The sequence below is a fragment of the Acidimicrobiales bacterium genome, from assembly GCA_040219085.1.
GTDB lineage: Bacteria > Actinomycetota > Acidimicrobiia > Acidimicrobiales > JAVJTC01 > JAVJTC01.
This window is the reverse complement of sequence record JAVJTC010000008.1, coordinates 36,708-53,624: the sequence shown is the minus strand read 5'-3', so window position 1 is coordinate 53,624 and position 16,917 is coordinate 36,708. Positions and strand designations below refer to the sequence as shown.

Sequence of the window (16,917 nt, the reverse complement as noted above, 5' to 3'; positions counted from 1 at the left end):
CCTGGTCGAAAACGCATGTGGAATGCGGGTCCTAGGTAGCCGTCTCCGACTCGGCCCCGCCGTCCGAGCCTGAGGTCACCGCTATTCATGTGCGCGCCTGCCACGTACCACTGCAGGTTTGCCTTGTCTGGATCAACGCGATCCTTTACGTGACGCACAACCTCGCCGAGGCAGACCTGTTGTGACGCCGCCGTCATCGCTGCGCCCTCAGATCGGCCCGATCGCGACTGAAGTCTTGGACAAAGTGATCCAAAGACATCCACAGCGTTCGGCCGTCGCCTTCGAACCTCTCCCACATCTCCGGAAGTTCCGAGACGGCGGAGCCCCTTTTCGCCGAGCGCTCAACGTAGTGATGGACACTCAGGTCGCCACCGTTGGCCAAAATGTCTGCCGTTCGTGCGACGGCCGTGAAGCCAGGTTCGGTCTGGAAGTCCTCATAGGCCTTAAGGATTCGCTCCCGATGGTCCGGGAGAAGATAACTCTGACCCCCCTCTCTAATTACCTCATGCGGCGCATCTATAAATAGCGTCCGCTCTTTGGTACGCGATGGCTTAGTGGCCCGACAGATGACGACACAGGCCTCCATCGGAGAGTTGTAGAAGAGGTTGGCGCCGAGCCCTAGGACACACTCGACCATGTCGGTCTCGACAAGCCTGCGTCTCAGCTCCGCCTCGTCCTTGCGGAAGAGCACGCCGTGCGGAAACAGGATCGCGCACCGCCCGGTCCTCGGGTCCATGCTCTTCAGGATGTGCTGGAAGAACGCGTAGTCAGCCCGACCCTGCGGCGGCGTTCCGAGGAAGTTCCGGCCCCAGGGATCGCTCTGCCAAGCGTCTCGATTCCACTTCTTGATCGAGTACGGCGGGTTGGCGAGCACGACATCGAACGTTCTCAGGCGATCCCCTTCGAGCAAGGCCGGCTCGTGGAGCGTATTGCCACTGCGGATGTCGAAGTCCGACACGCCGTGCAGCACGAGGTTCATGCGAGCGATAGCTGCTGAGATGTTGATGAGCTCCTGTCCGTAGAGCCCCATCGTGCGGGTGTCGCCACCGTTGCGCTTCACCTCAGCCAGGCAGGAGATAAGCATGCCGCCGGTGCCGCAGGTCGGGTCGTAGATGGTCTCGCCTGGCTGGGGCTCGAGCATCTGGGCCATGAGATGGACGAGCGTTCGGTTGGTGTAGAACTCCTGCGCCGTGTGCCCGCTGTCGTCGGCGAACTGCTTGATCAGGTACTCGTAGCCGTTGCCGAGTTCGTCCTCCGGCACGTTCTCGAGGCTGAGCGTGTGTTGCGAGAAGTGTTCGATCAGGTTCTTGAGGGTCTCATCCGGCATCTGCGCCTTGTCCGTCCAGGCGGCGTTGCCGAACACGCCCTTGAGGCGCTCGGGATTGGCGGCCTCGATGGCCTGGAACGCGTTGAGCAGCGCCCGACCCACGTCTCGTGACGCGTTGCGGGCGTCCTTCCAGTGCGCTCCGTCAGGGATGACGAATCGATCGTTCGCCGTCGCAGTTGCGTACCCCTCGTCGGACGTCTCCCCGAAGGCCTCGCGGTAGTCCCCGTCCCAGACATCGGAGAGCCGCTTGAAGAAGAGCAGCGGGAAGACGTACTGCTTGTAGTCGCTGGCGTCGATGAGGCCTCGGAGCAGAGTGGCCGCTCCCCATAGGTAGGACTCGAGCTCCTTCTGCGTCATCGGGCTGTTCATTCGAGCCACCCTCCCTCGGTGAGGACGGTTCGTAGGTGGTCCTCGGCGGCGCGGGCCTCGGCGAGCGCTGACTTAAAGGCGTCGATCGCCTCGGGTAGCGGCAGAACGTCTTCACCGATCGGCGGCAGGACGTAGTGCGAGATGTTAAGGGTCCAGTCCTCTTCCTCGATCTCGGCGAGCGTGACAACTTTCGCCCGGTCCTCGACGTCCTCGAAGGCCTCGAACCACTTGACGATCTGTTCGGCGTGCTCCTCGTCGAGGAAGTTCTGCGCTTGGCCCTTGCGGAAGAGGCTCGACGCGTCGACGACCAAGACCTTGTTCTTGCGCCCCTCGGGCTTGTGGTGCCGGAGCACCATGATCGAGCCGGCGAGCTGGGTGCCGTAGAAGAGGTTCGGCGCAAGACCGATGACGGCCTCGATCAGGTCTGCCTTGAGCAGTGCTGTCCGGATCTTGCCTTCGGCGCTCTTCCTGAACAGCGCGCCCTGCGGGAGTACGACAGCCATTCGGCCGTCACCGGTCTCGGCCATCGACGCGATCATGTGCTGGACGAAGGCGTAGTCGCCGTACCCCTTCGGGGGGAGTCCGTACCTCTTCCGGCCCCACGGGTCGTTCCCCCACACCTCCCGACCCCATTCCTTGAGGGAAAATGGTGGATTGGCGATCACGCAGTCGAAGGTCGCGAGACCACCGGCGCCATTGGTGAAGGCCGGCTCGCGAAGAGTGTCCTCGCGGGCGATCTGGAAGTCCTCGATGCCATGGAGGACGAGATTCATGCGGGCCACGGAGGACGTCGTGAGGTTCTTCTCTTGCCCATACACCTTTCCGTAGAACGTTCGCGGGTCTCCTCCGTTGCGCTTCACGTGGTCGATGGCGGCAAGGAGCATGCCACCCGTCCCGCAGGCCGGGTCATAGATCGATTCGCCCTCCTTGGGGTCGAGGATCTCGATCATCATCCGCACCACGCTGCGCGGTGTGTAGAACTCGCCGGCCTTGTTCCGGCGGGTCACGTCTGCGAACTTCGCGACAAGGTACTCGTAAGCGTCACCGAGCACATCGGTGTCCACGGCTTGGTTGCCGAGCTGGATCGAAGAGAAGCCTTCGATCAAGTCCTTAAGGAGCTCGTCGGTGAACTTCTCCTTGTTTCCCCAGTCCGCCGCGCCAAAGACGCGGTACAGGGTGTCGGGGTTCGCGCGCTCGATCTCCTGCATCGCATGCTGCAATGCGCTCCCGACATTGGCGGGTGTCTCGCGAATGTCACGCCAGTGGCAGCCCTCCGGGACCTGGAAGCGGTGCACCTCCGGGAACAGTGCGGGATCTTCGTCGCCGTACATCTCCGCAGCCTCAACGGTCTCCTCGTCCCAGACGTCGGAGATCCGCTTGAAGAAGAGCAGCGGCAGGATGTAGCCCTTCCAGTCGGTACGGTCGACCGCGCTCCCTCGCAAGATGTTGGCCGCGTCCCACAACTTCGACCGGAGCTCACTGGCGCTGGCGGCCGAGCTACTCATTGGCCAGACCCCCCTTTCGGAAGCTTCGGCCGTCGAGGGCCAGCGGACCTCCCGGGGCGAATCGCCATGTCGGGTTTCAGAGACGGCGCCGGGGCAACCCCCGCAGCTCGCTCGGCGGCACCAACGACGATCTCGGCTGCAACGTCACAGTACTCCTTGAGAGATCGTGCGAGCTGTTCGGCCGCTTCGAGCTGAGCGAAGCCGCGACGCAACTCGTCGAGAACAGCTCTCCTCCCACTGGAGGGCGGCAGTGGAACGTAGAACTCCTCGACGTCCTGGGGCTTGAGCGATGGCATGACATCGCCATGTGCGAACCGCTCGGCAAGCGTCGCGAACTCGCGGCCGCGGAGCCACAGGAACAACCACCACTCGAGTTGCTCGTCCGGCTCTCGCAGGGTTACGAGGAGCCCTCGACGCACCGGGGAATCGACATCGGCTCCCCGAACGACAGTGAGTCGTCGGCCGAAGTCCACGACGATCCCTTCAGAATCCAAATCGGCAAGCTCCTCCTCGTCGATCTCGAAGCGGTTGACCGATGCGACATCACCTAGCCGCACACGCTCCGCAGAGGTGACATGAGGAATCGCTCCGACTGCCTCGGAGTCACTCAAGCCAGAGATCGCGTCACCAACCTCTCGCTGCAACTTCTCGAGTTGCTGAACCTGCGCTTCCAACGCTGCGAGACCTGGGGCTTCAGGCATGGGCAGGTACCGAGAAGTCGACAGCGGTGCGGCCTGATGGATCTCCTCGACCGGTACAGCTACTGCCTCGAGAAGCGGGTCATCGATCGGCTCACCTTTCCGCCACCGCTCAACCGTCGCCACGATGCTGTCGACGTCGCTCTGATCCAAGCTCGTTCCCCGACGATCCCTGTCGCCAAGCCTGGTTGCGTCCATGAGGAGAACCTCAGTGTCTTCCCGCTCTGCACCCGGCCCGCGAAGTAGCCACACGACGGTGCCAACCGCGGCGTGGGGTCGGAGCCCGTTTGGCAACTCGATGACTGCTTCGACGAGCCCTTCCGAGAGGAGCGCCTGGCGGATCTCAAGCTCGCTTCCTGATGGACGAAGCGACCGCGGAGTCAAGGCCACGACTGCGCGGCCTGTGGACTTCAACATGCTCAACACCAGCTGGATCCAGGCGTAGTCGGCGCTCTTGTGCGGGGGAACGCCCCAGCGCCACGTATCACGCCGCATCACGTCGGCATCGCCCCACTTATTCATCGAGAGCGGCGGGTCTAGGAGTACCAGATCGGCATCTGGCCATTCGCCGGGATCCCTCTTGAACGCGTCGCCATCGATGAGATCCGCTCTGACGCGGTTGAGGAGGAACTGCGCTCGTGCCTGCAGGAGGACAGACGGGTTCCGGTCCACGCCGACCATCGTCGTCGGTTCGCTCGGCGCGGACTCACTGGTCGCCCAAAGCAAGAGGAGGCTTCCCGTTCCGCACGCAGGGTCGATGACGGTCCCGCCCGTCGGACCAGCCAGTTGTGCCATGAGGTAGGCGAGGCTGTCAGGAGTCGTGTACTCGGCCGCATGGCGGTCGAGACGAAGCAGCCGCGTCGTTGCTTCGTGCCACAGGCCGTAGCGCGTGTCCTCGGACGCAGCCGCTTGGAGCTCCGCTACCCAAGATCTCAGCGCGAGCGGGTCGGGGAAGGGGTCCGGCGCGAGCCGATCCAACAGCCCGCTCAATGAGGGATTCCTGGCTTCGATCTCCTCAGCTACCTCCTGCAGCCGCATTGGCAGCTCTTCGTCAGGAGCGCCTCGAACCACTGGCCAACGGACCTCCTCGGGCACGTCCAAGTCGCGGAGGTCGACGGGCCCGGTGGGCTCAGGCTCATCGCCGACATCGCAGAGCTCCAAGTAGACGAGCCAGGAGCGGACGACATCGGCGAAATCCTCGGCCGGCGCGGATCCACGCACCGCGTCCGCCACGTACCACAACAGGCCACCCCGTGGAACCGGGCGCTCGATTCGACCGCTCGACAACAGCCAGTCCTCGACCTCGTGCCAGTCATACAACGAGGTCGAACCACGGACGTGCCTCGGCTCCGGGAAATCATCATGTCGACGTACCCAGTTCGAGACGGTCGATCGTCCGACCTCTGCGAGATCAGCGATGTCCGACGCGGCGACGAGTACCGGCTCTTCGGGGGACATCAGGCCGCAACCGCCGAGATCGCAGGCTCGTCGCCGGGATCACTACGCAGGTACTCGACCTGCCCGCCACAGGCGAACCCGAGCCGACGAGACAGAGACTCCCGAACCGCGACGACAGTGACCTGGATTCCCGCCTCGATCAGCAAACCGACGTGTTCCGCGAAGATGCCGTCTCCCGACGCAACCACCACGTGGTCGAACCGTTCAGCCACCCGCTCCGTCCAGATGACCCCGATCAGAGCCATGTCGGCCCCATCGCACCCGGATCGCCACACGCGACGAGCACCGGGCCGGTCCCACCCGAAACCCACGTGCGGGGCGGCGAGGTGGCTGCTGGCCAACACGACGTGGTCGGACGGGTCGACATCAACGGTCGCCTCGTAACGTCGGCGCACTGACCGAACATCTGCCTCGGCGGGCAGTGGGGTCTCACACAGGTTCTCGACGTCGAGGAGATGGATGGTGCGGCTGCGGGAGGGGCTCCTGGTCATGGGTCCACTGTAACTGACATTGTCTCAGTCGTCAACTGTGTATTGAATTCACACCCTTCGCTCCTGATTCCACGCGGAGACTTGACTGCGGAGCCACATCTTGCAGCGCCCCTTGCCCAGGTCGACTACGGGCCGAGGCATGTTGGGATACCGCCGTTGGTACAGCGACACGGTGTTCCGCTGGGCGAGCCCAAGCAGATCCGCGACTCCTTGCGCGTCGATGAGGTCATCAACGTCTACGTACGGTCCCATCGTGACGAGCCTACATGTGTTGACAACTGTCACAGGGTGAGCCTACGCTTGTAGGCACATATCAGAGAAGTGGCCCCGGCGGTGCGCCAACACCCCGGGGCCCGGCCAGAACCCCTTGGAGGTTCCGACATGGACGAGCGTACGCGCTCTCAAGCCGTCGCCTTGGGCGACATCGAGTCACGCCTGACTCTCACCGTCGAAGAGGTCGCCTCGCTGCTGAGCCTCGGCCGCTCGGCGACCTACGAGGCGATCCGCCGGGGCGAGATCCCATCACGCCGCCTGGGTCGACGGGTCCTCGTCCCCGTGCCCGCACTGCTCGAGTGGCTCGGCGCCTCGGCGCCGGCCGCGTGAGGGGCGGCTGCCATGCAGGGACACGTCCGCAAGCGCACGCACACCACCAAGGACGGCCGCCAGAGCGTCACCTGGTACGTCGTCGTCGACATCGGCCGCGATGAGAACAACCGGCGTCGCCAGAAGTGGCACGGCGGTTTCCGCACCCGCAAGGAGGCTGAGGTCGCCCGGGCGAAGATCGTCGCTGACCTCCACGACGGCACCTACACCGAGCCGAGCCGCCTGACGCTCGCCGAGTGGGTCAAGGCGACCTGGCTGCCGACGGTGAAGACCCAGGTGAAGCCGAGCACCTTCGAGTCGTACCGGCGAAACATGGACCACCACGTCCTCCCCCACCTCGGCTCACGACGTCTGCGGGACGTAACGCCGAGCCAGCTCAACTCGCTGTACGGCGAGCTCCTCGAGAGCGGCCGGCGCAACGGCGACGGCGGCGGGCTCAGCCCGAAGACCGTCCGGTACATCCACACGATCGTGCACAAGGCACTTGCGGACGCGGCGGACGACGGCCTCATTGCCACGAACGTTGCAGAGCGGGCGAAACCGCCTCGACCCCGGGCGACGAACCCGACCGAGATCCGGTTCTGGCAGCCCGACGAGCTCCGGGCGTTCTTCGAGGTGATTGCCGGGCACCGGCTGGAGGGGGCGTGGCATCTGGCTGCGATGACCGGGATGCGCCGGGGCGAGGTCCTCGGGCTGCGCTGGCGAGACCTCGACCTCGATCGATCTCGGCTCCACGTGCGCCAGGCGCTCGTCTCGGTGGCCTACGAAGTGCTCGTGTCGAGCCCGAAGAGCCATCGGGCCCGGGTGATCGACCTCGACCCAGGAACCGTCGAGCAACTCCGCCTCCACCGCAAGCGCCAGGACGCCGAGCGGAGCGAGTGGGAGGCCGACTACGAAGACCAGGACCTCGTCGTCTGCAAGGAGAACGGCACGCCGCTGCACCCGCAGACGTTCAGCCAGGCCTTCGAGCGGATCGTCGACAAGACCGACCTACCGAGGATCCGTCTCCACGACCTTCGTCACACGCACGCCACGGTCGCCCTGCGGGCCGGCGTCCCGGTGAAGGTCATCAGCGAGCGCCTGGGCCACGAGAACCCGGCCTTCACGATGAAGCAGTACGCACACGTGATGCCCGGCATGCAGGCGGAGGCGGCGAAGCTCGTGGCCAGGCTGGTCGGACCCGGCTAGCCACATGGCGTCTCGGACGGGGACCCGCCGTACGATCATGGAATGACAGAGCTAGAACCGGCGGCCACGACGTCAACCGAACTGGAGAAGCTGGAGGAGTTCGAGAGTGCGCTTCTCACAGCACTTGGCTCGGTCGGGCTGCCGACCGAAGGCGTGTTGGTCGACATGGAGCAGCGCCACCGGGTGTTTCGCAACTTCCCAGACGCAATTGCGCTTCTCGACGGTCCACGGCTCGGAGAATCGATGTACCTCTCCAAGATGCTTGCGGCCACCGGTGCCGGTTTGTTCGACGCCGCCTTGAATTACCTCTGGGATGAGACGATCAGCGAGCTCCGGCGCCGCATCGCCCTCTACGACATCGCCTACTTCTTCGACATCGCTGTCTCCTCGCCCGACCGCCGCAAGGGCTTGAAGGACGAGTCCGACCTCGACCAGGTCTCAGACCAGGAACTCATCAAGGCTTCTCGCGACATCGGCCTTATTTCGGACATCGGCTATCAGCAGCTCGATCTGATCCGCTACATGCGCAACTACGCGAGCGCAGCACACCCCAACCAGAACGAGATCAACGCCTACCAACTGCTGGGTTGGGTCGAGACGTGCATCAAGGAAGTCATCACGCTTCCTGAATCACATCTCGTTGCCGAGACGAAGCGTCTTCTACACAACGTCCGCAACGGCTCGATCACCGCGGACAATGCTGCAGCAACTGCAGAATTCTTCTCGGAACTCCCCGCGGAGCCCGCAGACAATCTGGCTGCTGGCTTCTTCGGCATCTACGTCGAGCCTGGGGCAGACGAACACGCCCGCGATGCCGTGCGGCTCCTCATGCCGCGGCTCTGGCCACACGTTTCTGACAACCAGCGACACGCGTTCGGCATCAAGCACGCAAAGCATGTGGCGAATGGCGACACCGAGCGAGCCGGCCGAGCGCGAGAGGTCCTTGACGTCGTAGGAGGCGCTGCTTACCTGACGGATCAGGTAAGGGCGGCAGAGATCGCATCCGCCATCGACGATCTGTTGTCGGCTCACCGCGGCTTCAACAACTTCCACACCGAGCCCGGACCGGCCCGGCGGCTCGACGGTCTGACCGCCGAACCTGTGCCCGAGTCCGTTCGCGAGCCGTATGTTGCAGCCGTCGTGGAGTCCTTCCTCACGAACGGCAACGGGGTGGCCTGGGCTGCGGATAGCCACTACGCCGCCATCATCTCTCGCTTCGGACCTCGAGAGGCGGAGATCGCACTGCTTCAGCTCTTCGATCCGACCATTGCGAGCAAGCTCCGGTGGTCGACGGCCCAGTCGAAGTTCCTCGAGCTGCTCTCGTTGCTCGACCCCAAGATCACCACGCCGGCGGCTCGAGACCTGGTCGACGGAGTCCAGAGCTTCACAGCTGGACCAGACAAGATCTCGAAGGACTCCGACTTGCGGCGGTTGGCCGAGCGGTTGCGCTGACCGCGTTTGACACCGGTTTGACACGGCTCGCCGGCGGCAGCAATCGCAAGAACGACGAAGGCCCGGAAACCTTAGGGTTTCCGGGCCTCGCGGTTGGTGGCGGGGGCAGGATTCGAACCTGCGACCTTCGGGTTATGAGCCCGACGAGCTACCAGACTGCTCCACCCCGCGTCGATTGGTGGACCTCAGATCGTACGCCCATCCCGCAGTTTCGACAACCGCGTTCAGCTCCGATGAACGCCCATCGAGAACAACCGGGTCGGGCCGTCGTGCAGATCATGCGGCAGCTCGCCGTCGACGATCGCTCCCACCTCGCACCGCACGAGCTGCGGCTCACCACCGATGGCCGTGACGAAAGCCGTGTCGGCGGCGTCGCGGCCCGTCGCTATCCGCACCAGCGACTGACGGGGCGCCATCCCGGTGGCGTCCACCACGACCCAGTCGCCGTCGATGTGGGCCTCCACCACGGCGTGGAAGTCCATCGGCTCGAGGCCGGGGGCGTACACGGCGACGAGCCGGGCCGGGATGTCCAGAGCCCGCAGAACGGTGATCATCAGATGGGCGAAGTCGCGGCACACACCCGCCCCGGCTTCCAGCGCGTCCGTCGCCGTCTCCGTCGGGCCACCCGCCCCGATCTCATAGTCGAGACGCTGCGCCACCCAGTCCCGCACCGCTCGGACGGTGTGCCAGGAATGCGGCGGAGCCCCGAAGTCGGAAACCGTGAAGCCATCGGTGCGATCCGACGCGCAGTACCGACTCGGACGGGCATACACGATCCTGTCGAGATCAGCTGCGGGCGCCGGGGTCGACTCGGCCGCCACCGTGATCTCGGCGCGGTAGGCAACCTCGAGAGCACCCGGCGGCGACCTCACGATCTCGAGCAGCGTGCCGTGATCCGCCTCGATCCGATCCACCTCGAGGGGCCGCCCGTCGACCGTGACGTTCAGTTCCTCCAAACGGCGGACGCCCGCGTCAGCAGCGGGGGCGATGGCGAGCACGAATGTGGCCGGCTCCGCGACGGCGAAGCCGATATCGCACCGCACCTGCCAGCCGCTGAATATGGGCGCTACGCCAGCGGGACCTCTGCGATCAACCATCCTCGGCCTCTGATCCGCTCCGCAGGATCTCCTCCTGCAGGGCTCGCAGGACTGGAAGCGCCACGTGATCTCTCGGCCGGTCAGCGGCCTCCTTGGAACGGATGATGTCGGCCAGGGATGCCACCCGGATGCGGCGACCGAAGACCTCGAACGTCACGGCCGCGGCGTCGATCTTCGCGAAGCCCTCGAGTCCGGCGGGTTCGAACGTCAGGTCCAGGTCGCCGCAGCGAGTGGTCATGTTCAGCATCGCCATCGACGCGAGCAGGGCCGGGTGCGGGTCGAAGGTGAAGCCGTCCGGGGAGTCATCCGTACGCAGGCAGGCACCCAGGTCGACGAGGGCGGCGCTGAGACGCCGAAGATTCTCGGGATCTCGGGACGGGACGACATCGGCGTCGTTCGTCATCACGGTCGAACCGTGCAGCACCCCGGCGAGGCCGCCGATGAGGACATAGTCCACGCTGTGGTCAGCAAGCACGGCGAAGAGGCACTCGGGGTCGAGTGGCGCAGGCATCAGGCGACCCGGCGGGCCCCGCTCACGGTCCGACTGACGTTGACCACCGAGGCGAGTCGCTGTTCAGGGGTCATCGCGAGCTGTTGGCGAATCTGGGCCCGGTCGACATCGTCGGCCTCTACCACCACGCCGAGGCGCCTCCCGCATGCCGCGACGATCCGTCCCAGAGTCGACAGCCGCGGCTCGTCGAGCCCCCGCTCCCACCTCGACACCGCTGACTGGGTCGTCCCCAGCCGTGAGGCGAGCTCGCTCTGAGTCAGCCCGGCATCTCGCCGAGACCGACGGATGAGATCTCCGAGGTCTGCTGTCCTCACAGGGATGACTGTCGCCATACACCGATTATAGTGGTTTCGCTATGCTATAGATAGCGGATCCGCTCTCTCGGGGCCGTCGCCTACGGGAAAGATGCCCGGCATCACGACGAACCCGGGGATCCGCCGCACCCGGTCCGTCCAACGCCGCAGGGCGGGATAGTCGAGCCGGGAGATGCCACCCTCCTCGGACAACATCACGTCCGGGAAGATGGCGATGTCCGCGATGGTCGGATGCTCGGCCCCGGCCACCCAGCCGAGGCCGTCGCGCTCGCGGAACCACAGGTGCTCATCGAGCACCCGGAACAGGCGGTGCGCCCCCGCCCGACACTCCTCGATGTCGAAGTCGTAGCCGAGGTTCACGTGCAGACGCGCCGCCGAGGCCGTATTGGTGGTCGCCTCTGCGAACAGCATCCACTGCGCCGTCTCCCCGAGCAGTTCCGGTTCGTCCACCGGGTACCACCGACGTGACGGGTCGTACTTGGCCGCGAGGTACACGAGGATGGCGTGGGCGTCGCGCAGGCTGTAGTCGCCGTCCACGAGGACGGGGATGTGACCGAGCGGGTTGATCTCAGCGAACTCCGGGGACTTGTGCTCGCGCCCCGGATAGAAGTCCACGGGGACCGATTCGTAGTCGACACCGAGGATGCCCATCATCAGCCGCTGCTTGTAGCAGTTGACCGAGAGCTCCCAGTCGTAGAGGCGGATCACGACGCGCCCCTATTCATCGAGCCGCTACACATCGAGCACCAGCCGGTCGCCCCGTGCCCGCGACACGCAGACCATCATCCGGTCGCCCCGGGCACGCTCGCTCTCGCTCAGGTAGACGTCCTGGTGGTCCGGCTGACCCTCGATGACAGCGACCGAACACGTCCCGCACGCTCCCTGCTCGCACGACGACGGCACCGCCACGCCGTTCTCGCGCATGACCTCCAGGATCGTGGATCCCGCCGGCACTGTCACCGTGAGCGCCGAACGCGCCAGGCTCACCTCGAAGGTGGACGAGACGTCGATCTCGGTCGTGTTGGCGAAGTACTCGAAGTGAACCGCCTCGTCGGCCCAACCGGCGGCGGCCGCGAGTGACCGGGCGGCGTCGAGCATCGGCCCCGGGCCGCACACGTAGACCTGATCGGTCGACGCGGGTTCCGCGAGCAACTCACCGAGGGTCACGCCCGTCGCCGCCGGGTCGAGTCCGAGATGGGTGTGCACCGACGACCCGAGCGTTTCGAGCACATCGGCGAACGGGAGGTGCTCGTCGCTCCGAGCGAAAATGTGGAGTTCGAAACCCGCCCCCATGCGATGCAGCGCCCGCGCCATCGCGAGCAGCGGCGTCAGCCCGATCCCACCGGCGATGAGCACCGTCCGCGGCGAGTCTCGCCGCAACACGAAGTTGTTGCGCGGTTCGGAGATGGCGAGGACGTCGCCCTCACGCACGGTGTCGTGCAACGCGACAGACCCACCGCGGGACTCAGGCTCGCGCTTCACGCCGATCACATAGCTCGCCGTGTCGCCCGGGCCGTTGGTGAGCGAGTACTGCCGCACCAGGCCGTTGGGTAGGTGGACGTCGATGTGCGCCCCCGGCTGATGCGTGGGCAGAGGATCGCCGATCGACTCGAGGTCGAACGCCATCACCTCGGCCGAAGTCCGCCACTTGCGCGCGACCCGCACCCGCAGCGGCGCGGTGCGGCCCGCAACCGGCGGTGCCGGATCGGCCACGTGCACCGGCGCCCGTTCGAGCAGGACCTCGTAGGGCTCGGGGCCAGGCAGCGTCCGGGCGATCTCCTCGACGCTGGTCCGCAGCGTCTCCAGGGCTGTGGCGTGGTGGCGCCGGACGGCCCTCAGATCGGCGGCGTCGACCACGCCGGCCAGCACCGGCCTGACCACGCAGTGCGCCGCGTCCACGGGTTGCACGAAGACCACGACGCTGGACTCGGCCGACCCGTCCGACGCGGTCAACGCGACGGTCAGCGGGCCGATCTCCACGACGTCGACCCCCACCGGCTCCCCTGACGGAGACCCGACCGGAGCGAAACGCAGCGACCCGAGCTCAGCCATGACCAGGTCAGCGGGAGCGTCGAAGGGCAGGTGACGCAGGTCGGTATGACCGCCCTCCAGAACCGCGACATCGGGTACCTCGCCGACCGGATCCTCACCGGTCCACACGAGCCCGTAACGCTCGACGGCCGGGAACGTCCGGTTGCAGATGGTCCGCGCCGGCGCGTCGGCAGGATGGGCCGGGATGTAGGTGCACCCTGCGCTGCGACTGGCGTAGCGCCACCCGTGGTAACGACAGACCAGCTCGGTGCCGTCGTTGGTCCCGATGGACAAGCGCACGCCACGGTGCAGGCAGCGGTTCTCCCACACGTTGACGAAGCCGTCGTCGGCACGCCACGCGACGAGCTCTCGGCCGAGGAGCTCACCCTGGAAGGCGTGCCGCGGTGGCAGGTCCGTGCCTGCCGCCACCGGATGCCACGCCGCCCGCAGTTCGGTGAGCACGGCGCTCACGCGGGAATCACCCCGTATGTGACGCCGAGGTCCGACAGCCAGCGGCGGTACGCGATCGCCGAACGGTCCGCCCGGATCGGCGTCTCGGCCCTCGGGTCCAGTGGCAGCCGCTTCGGGTACTGGTTCTCGAGGATCGGCTTGTCCTGACCGAAGATCGTCTGCTGGAACCGGCGGATCCCCGCGTCGGCGGAGACGTCGTCGACGAGGCTCAGAAACAGGTGTGCGCGCACGAACTCCTCACCCACGGGTTGCACGAAGATGCCGATCGCGTCCATGCGGCCGTCGTCGGTGGGCGCCGACTTGTAGAGCATGGCGCACGCCGGGTGCGGCACCCGGTACACGTAGTCGACGACCGTGCCGTCAGTGGAGGCCGCCGCCGCGAGCGGCTGGTAGAAGCGGCAACCGGTCGCCCAGATCTCGCCGTCGCGCATCTCGATCGAGTACTCCGCGACCTCCGTGTACGGTTCCGCGCCCAGCACGCCGGTGTGGACGTACGGGAAGTGGGCCATGTCGAGGAAGTTCTCGATCGCCCGACCCGTCGACGTCGCGATGCCGATCGTCGCCGCGTTCAACGTCCGCCGGTCGGCCTCGTCGACTTCCGGCACCGCGAACAGCTCTGGCGGATCACCGACGCTCGTCCACAGGTAGCCGAAGTCTTCACGGACAGGGAGCGGCTCGGCGCCCCTCGAACCTGCCGCGCGCCAGGCGACCGGCCCGCCGCTGCCGTCGACGCCGAAGCCGACATCGACACCGAGGAGGACCGTCGCCGCCGGCGTGTCGGCCGGCACCTCCTCGAGCGCGGCGATCGCGTACCACTGGTCCACCATCGCCGGATCGGCGCAGACGTCGCTGGCCGCTGCGGTCACGGAGTCGCGGCTTCCAGCCACTCGCCTGCGATCCGCCGGTGAGTCCCCAACATCTCCTCCACCCCGTCGACGGTCAGCCGGCCCTCGGCCACGATCCGCCGGCCGTGCACGATCGTCTCCTGCGCGCGCACCGGACCGCAGCGCAACAGCGCCTCGACGGGATCCGACAGGGCCCCGGCGAACGCGATCGGGTCGCGGTCCCACACGACGAGGTCGGCGACCTTGCCCAGAGCGAGCGAACCGATGTCGTCACGACCGAGGCACGCGGCCCCGCCGAGGGTCGCCATCTCGAGGACCTCGCGGGCGCCCATCGCCTCCGGGCCGCCCCTGAGGCGGGCCAGCAGCAACGCCCCGCGCGCCTCGAGCCACAGGGACGCGCAGTCGGTCGACGCCGAGCCGTCGCAACCGATGCCGACCGGCACACCCGCGTCGCGCATCTCACGCACAGGCGCGAGACCCGCACCGATGAGCTGATTGGACGAGGGGCAGTGCGCCACCCCGGTCCCCCAGGCAGCGAGGCGACCGATCTCCTCCTCGTTCGGGAAGACACAGTGGGCCACCCACGAACGGTCCGAGCCCCAGCCGACCTCCTCGAAGTGCTCGATTGGTCGACGACCGAACGTCTCGAGACAGTACGTGTCCTCGTCGGCGTCCTCGGCGATGTGGGTGTGCAGACGCACGTCGAGTCGCTCGGCCAACTCGGCGGTGCGGCGCATCAGGTCGGGCGTGACGGAGAACGGGGAGCACGGAGCGAGAGCGATGCGCACCATCGCCCCCGGTGAGGGGTCGTGGTGCAAAGCGACCAGACGCTCGGAGTCCGCGAGGATCTCGTCGTCGTCCTGCACCACCGAGTCCGGCGGCAGCCCGCCGTCCTTCTCCGAGAGGCTCATCGACCCCCGGGTCGGGTGGAAACGCAGGCCCACCTCGAGGGCCGCGGCGATCTCCGCGGAGATCAGGTCGCCTCCGCCACGGGGATGGACGTAGAGGTGGTCGGTGGTGGTCGTGCAGCCCCCGAGGGCCAGTTCGCACAGCCCGATCCACGCGGAGACGTGGGCCGCCTCCTCGTCGAGGCGGCTCCACACCGGGTACAGCGTCCGCAACCAGTGGAAGAGGTTTCCGTCCAGAGCGGGGCCGAACGACCGCGTGAGGTTCTGGTAGATGTGGTGGTGGGTGTTGACCAGACCCGGCGTCACGACCCGGCCCGACGCGTCGATGACCGTCGCTGCGTCCGGTTCGGTCCCGGAACCTCCCACCGCCGTCACGAACCCGTCGGTCACGGCAACCCATCCACCCGGGATCTCCCGGCGTTGCGCGTCCATCGTGACGACGACGTCGGCACCGGACACCACGAGATCACATGTCGTCTCCATGAGCCGAGTGTGGCACCGAAGGGGCTTCGCCGACAGAACGCGGCGGGTCGTTCACAGAGCGGAAACAAGCGCGTAGCACGCTGCCGTTCACCCGCTGTTAACGTCGCCCAGCGGCCGTCGAGAACGAGGAGGGCCAGTGGACGTCGAAGACTTCCTGAAGGCGATACCCAAGGTCAGCCTGCACGTACACCTGATGGGGTCCGTGCAGGCCGCCACAGCGGTCGATCTCTGCACCAAACACGGTGTCCCGCTGCCGGACTTCGACGAGCCCGAGGACCTCTACGACTACCCCGACATCTACAAGTTCCTCCACATGTACGACAACACGGCGCTGGCCGTGAAGGACCCCGAGGACTTCGAGCGGATCTGCTACGAGACGCTCACCGAGGCCGCCGAGCACAACGTCCGGTACCGGGAGATGTTCTTCAACCCGACCCAACACATGGCCGCCGGGGTCAGCTACGAGACCTGCGTGGACGGACTGATCGCCGGGATCGACGCCGCTCGCAGTGACCACGGCATCGAGTGCCGGCTGATCGCGGCCATCAACCGCATGCAGAGCCCCGAGCTCGGTGTCGAGATGGTCGAGACGCTCATCGAGAACCCCCGGGACGAGGTGATTGGGATCGGCCTGGACTACGCCGAGGCCGAGTTCCCCCCGGAGCGGTTCTGGAAGGCCTATCGCATGGCCGACCGGGCCGGCCTGCGCCTCACCGCCCACCAGTCCGAGGACGCCCCGCCCCGCAACATCGAGACGTGTCTGGACCTGTTGGGCTGCGAGCGGGTCGACCACGGCTACCACGTCGTGGAGAGCGAGGCGATCATGACCCGTTGCCGCGACGAGGGCATCGTGTTCACGTGCACACCGGTGTCGACCGCGTGGGTCTACTTCGACAACGACTTCGACAACCACCCGCTGCGGCGCATGCGCGAGTTCGGCCTCAAGATCAGCCTCGACTGCGACGACCCGCCCATGTTCAAGTCCGACCCGACGCGCGACTACGTCGTCGCCCACGACCACATGGGTTTCACGATCGAAGACTTCCGTCAGTGCATGCTCAACGGCATCGACGGGAGCTGGCTCGACGAGCCGGACAAGCGGACCATGCGCCGCGAGTGGGCCACCGAGTTCGACGAGCTCGCGGCCGCGTTGGCCTGAAACACCC

15 protein-coding genes and 1 tRNA gene are annotated in these 16,917 nt (G+C 66.3%); 4 read left to right on the top strand and 12 right to left on the bottom strand.

Annotated features, from left to right (window positions below; translation table 11 throughout):
* Positions 1 to 193: 193 nt before the first annotated feature.
* The 4 genes from RIE08_03595 to RIE08_03580 are packed head-to-tail and all read right to left on the bottom strand — an operon-like array spanning position 194 to position 5,848.
* A complete protein-coding gene (locus tag RIE08_03595; protein ID MEQ8716670.1) occupies positions 194 to 1,684 on the bottom strand; it encodes a class I SAM-dependent DNA methyltransferase in 1,491 nt (496 codons plus the stop codon).
* 8 nt (positions 1,685 to 1,692) lie between these two features.
* Complete coding sequence (locus RIE08_03590; GenBank protein MEQ8716669.1) at positions 1,693 to 3,201, bottom strand: class I SAM-dependent DNA methyltransferase; 1,509 nt, start codon at positions 3,199 to 3,201, stop codon at positions 1,693 to 1,695.
* The gene (locus RIE08_03585) at positions 3,198 to 5,357 is read right to left on the bottom strand and encodes an N-6 DNA methylase (GenBank protein MEQ8716668.1); all 2,160 of its coding nucleotides are present in this window, start codon (positions 5,355 to 5,357) and stop codon (positions 3,198 to 3,200) included. The genes RIE08_03590 and RIE08_03585 overlap by 4 nt, the downstream gene beginning before the upstream one ends.
* Positions 5,357 to 5,848, bottom strand: a complete 492-nt coding sequence (locus RIE08_03580; GenBank protein MEQ8716667.1) for a hypothetical protein — start codon at positions 5,846 to 5,848, stop codon at positions 5,357 to 5,359. Before RIE08_03580 ends, RIE08_03585 begins: the two co-directional genes overlap by 1 nt.
* 381 nt (positions 5,849 to 6,229) lie before the next feature.
* Here RIE08_03580 and RIE08_03575 point away from each other — a divergent pair, with 381 nt between their 5' ends.
* The 3 genes from RIE08_03575 to RIE08_03565 are packed head-to-tail and all read left to right on the top strand — an operon-like array spanning position 6,230 to position 9,091.
* Complete coding sequence (locus RIE08_03575) at positions 6,230 to 6,451, top strand: helix-turn-helix domain-containing protein (GenBank protein ID MEQ8716666.1); 222 nt, start codon at positions 6,230 to 6,232, stop codon at positions 6,449 to 6,451.
* Between the two features lie 12 nt (positions 6,452 to 6,463).
* Complete coding sequence (locus tag RIE08_03570; protein ID MEQ8716665.1) at positions 6,464 to 7,639, top strand: site-specific integrase; 1,176 nt, start codon at positions 6,464 to 6,466, stop codon at positions 7,637 to 7,639.
* 42 nt (positions 7,640 to 7,681) lie between these two features.
* Positions 7,682 to 9,091 (top strand): hypothetical protein, encoded by a 1,410-nt coding sequence (locus RIE08_03565; GenBank protein MEQ8716664.1) that lies wholly within the window; start codon positions 7,682 to 7,684, stop codon positions 9,089 to 9,091.
* Between the two features lie 94 nt (positions 9,092 to 9,185).
* Here RIE08_03565 and RIE08_03560 read toward each other — a convergent pair.
* From RIE08_03560 to RIE08_03525, 8 genes are all read right to left on the bottom strand, one after another.
* Positions 9,186 to 9,262: transfer RNA gene (locus RIE08_03560), tRNA-Met, on the bottom strand.
* A 53-nt stretch (positions 9,263 to 9,315) separates the two neighbouring features.
* Complete coding sequence (locus RIE08_03555; protein MEQ8716663.1) at positions 9,316 to 10,188, bottom strand: transglutaminase family protein; 873 nt, start codon at positions 10,186 to 10,188, stop codon at positions 9,316 to 9,318.
* Positions 10,181 to 10,699, bottom strand: a complete 519-nt coding sequence (locus tag RIE08_03550) for a hypothetical protein (GenBank protein ID MEQ8716662.1) — start codon at positions 10,697 to 10,699, stop codon at positions 10,181 to 10,183. Before RIE08_03550 ends, RIE08_03555 begins: the two co-directional genes overlap by 8 nt.
* Positions 10,699 to 11,031, bottom strand: a complete 333-nt coding sequence (locus tag RIE08_03545; GenBank protein ID MEQ8716661.1) for a helix-turn-helix transcriptional regulator — start codon at positions 11,029 to 11,031, stop codon at positions 10,699 to 10,701. The genes RIE08_03550 and RIE08_03545 overlap by 1 nt, the downstream gene beginning before the upstream one ends.
* Before the next feature lie 21 nt (positions 11,032 to 11,052).
* The gene (locus RIE08_03540) at positions 11,053 to 11,721 is read right to left on the bottom strand and encodes a glutathione S-transferase family protein (GenBank protein ID MEQ8716660.1); all 669 of its coding nucleotides are present in this window, start codon (positions 11,719 to 11,721) and stop codon (positions 11,053 to 11,055) included.
* 24 nt (positions 11,722 to 11,745) lie between these two features.
* Positions 11,746 to 13,515, bottom strand: a complete 1,770-nt coding sequence (locus tag RIE08_03535) for a 2Fe-2S iron-sulfur cluster-binding protein (protein MEQ8716659.1) — start codon at positions 13,513 to 13,515, stop codon at positions 11,746 to 11,748.
* Complete coding sequence (locus RIE08_03530) at positions 13,512 to 14,402, bottom strand: aromatic ring-hydroxylating dioxygenase subunit alpha (protein MEQ8716658.1); 891 nt, start codon at positions 14,400 to 14,402, stop codon at positions 13,512 to 13,514. Before RIE08_03530 ends, RIE08_03535 begins: the two co-directional genes overlap by 4 nt.
* Positions 14,378 to 15,751, bottom strand: coding sequence for an 8-oxoguanine deaminase (locus RIE08_03525; protein ID MEQ8716657.1), 1,374 nt, complete (start codon positions 15,749 to 15,751; stop codon positions 14,378 to 14,380). Before RIE08_03525 ends, RIE08_03530 begins: the two co-directional genes overlap by 25 nt.
* A gap of 136 nt (positions 15,752 to 15,887) precedes the next feature.
* Here RIE08_03525 and add point away from each other — a divergent pair, with 136 nt between their 5' ends.
* On the top strand, positions 15,888 to 16,910 hold the full coding sequence (add, locus tag RIE08_03520; protein ID MEQ8716656.1) for an adenosine deaminase: 1,023 nt from the start codon (positions 15,888 to 15,890) through the stop codon (positions 16,908 to 16,910).
* Positions 16,911 to 16,917 lie beyond the last annotated feature (7 nt).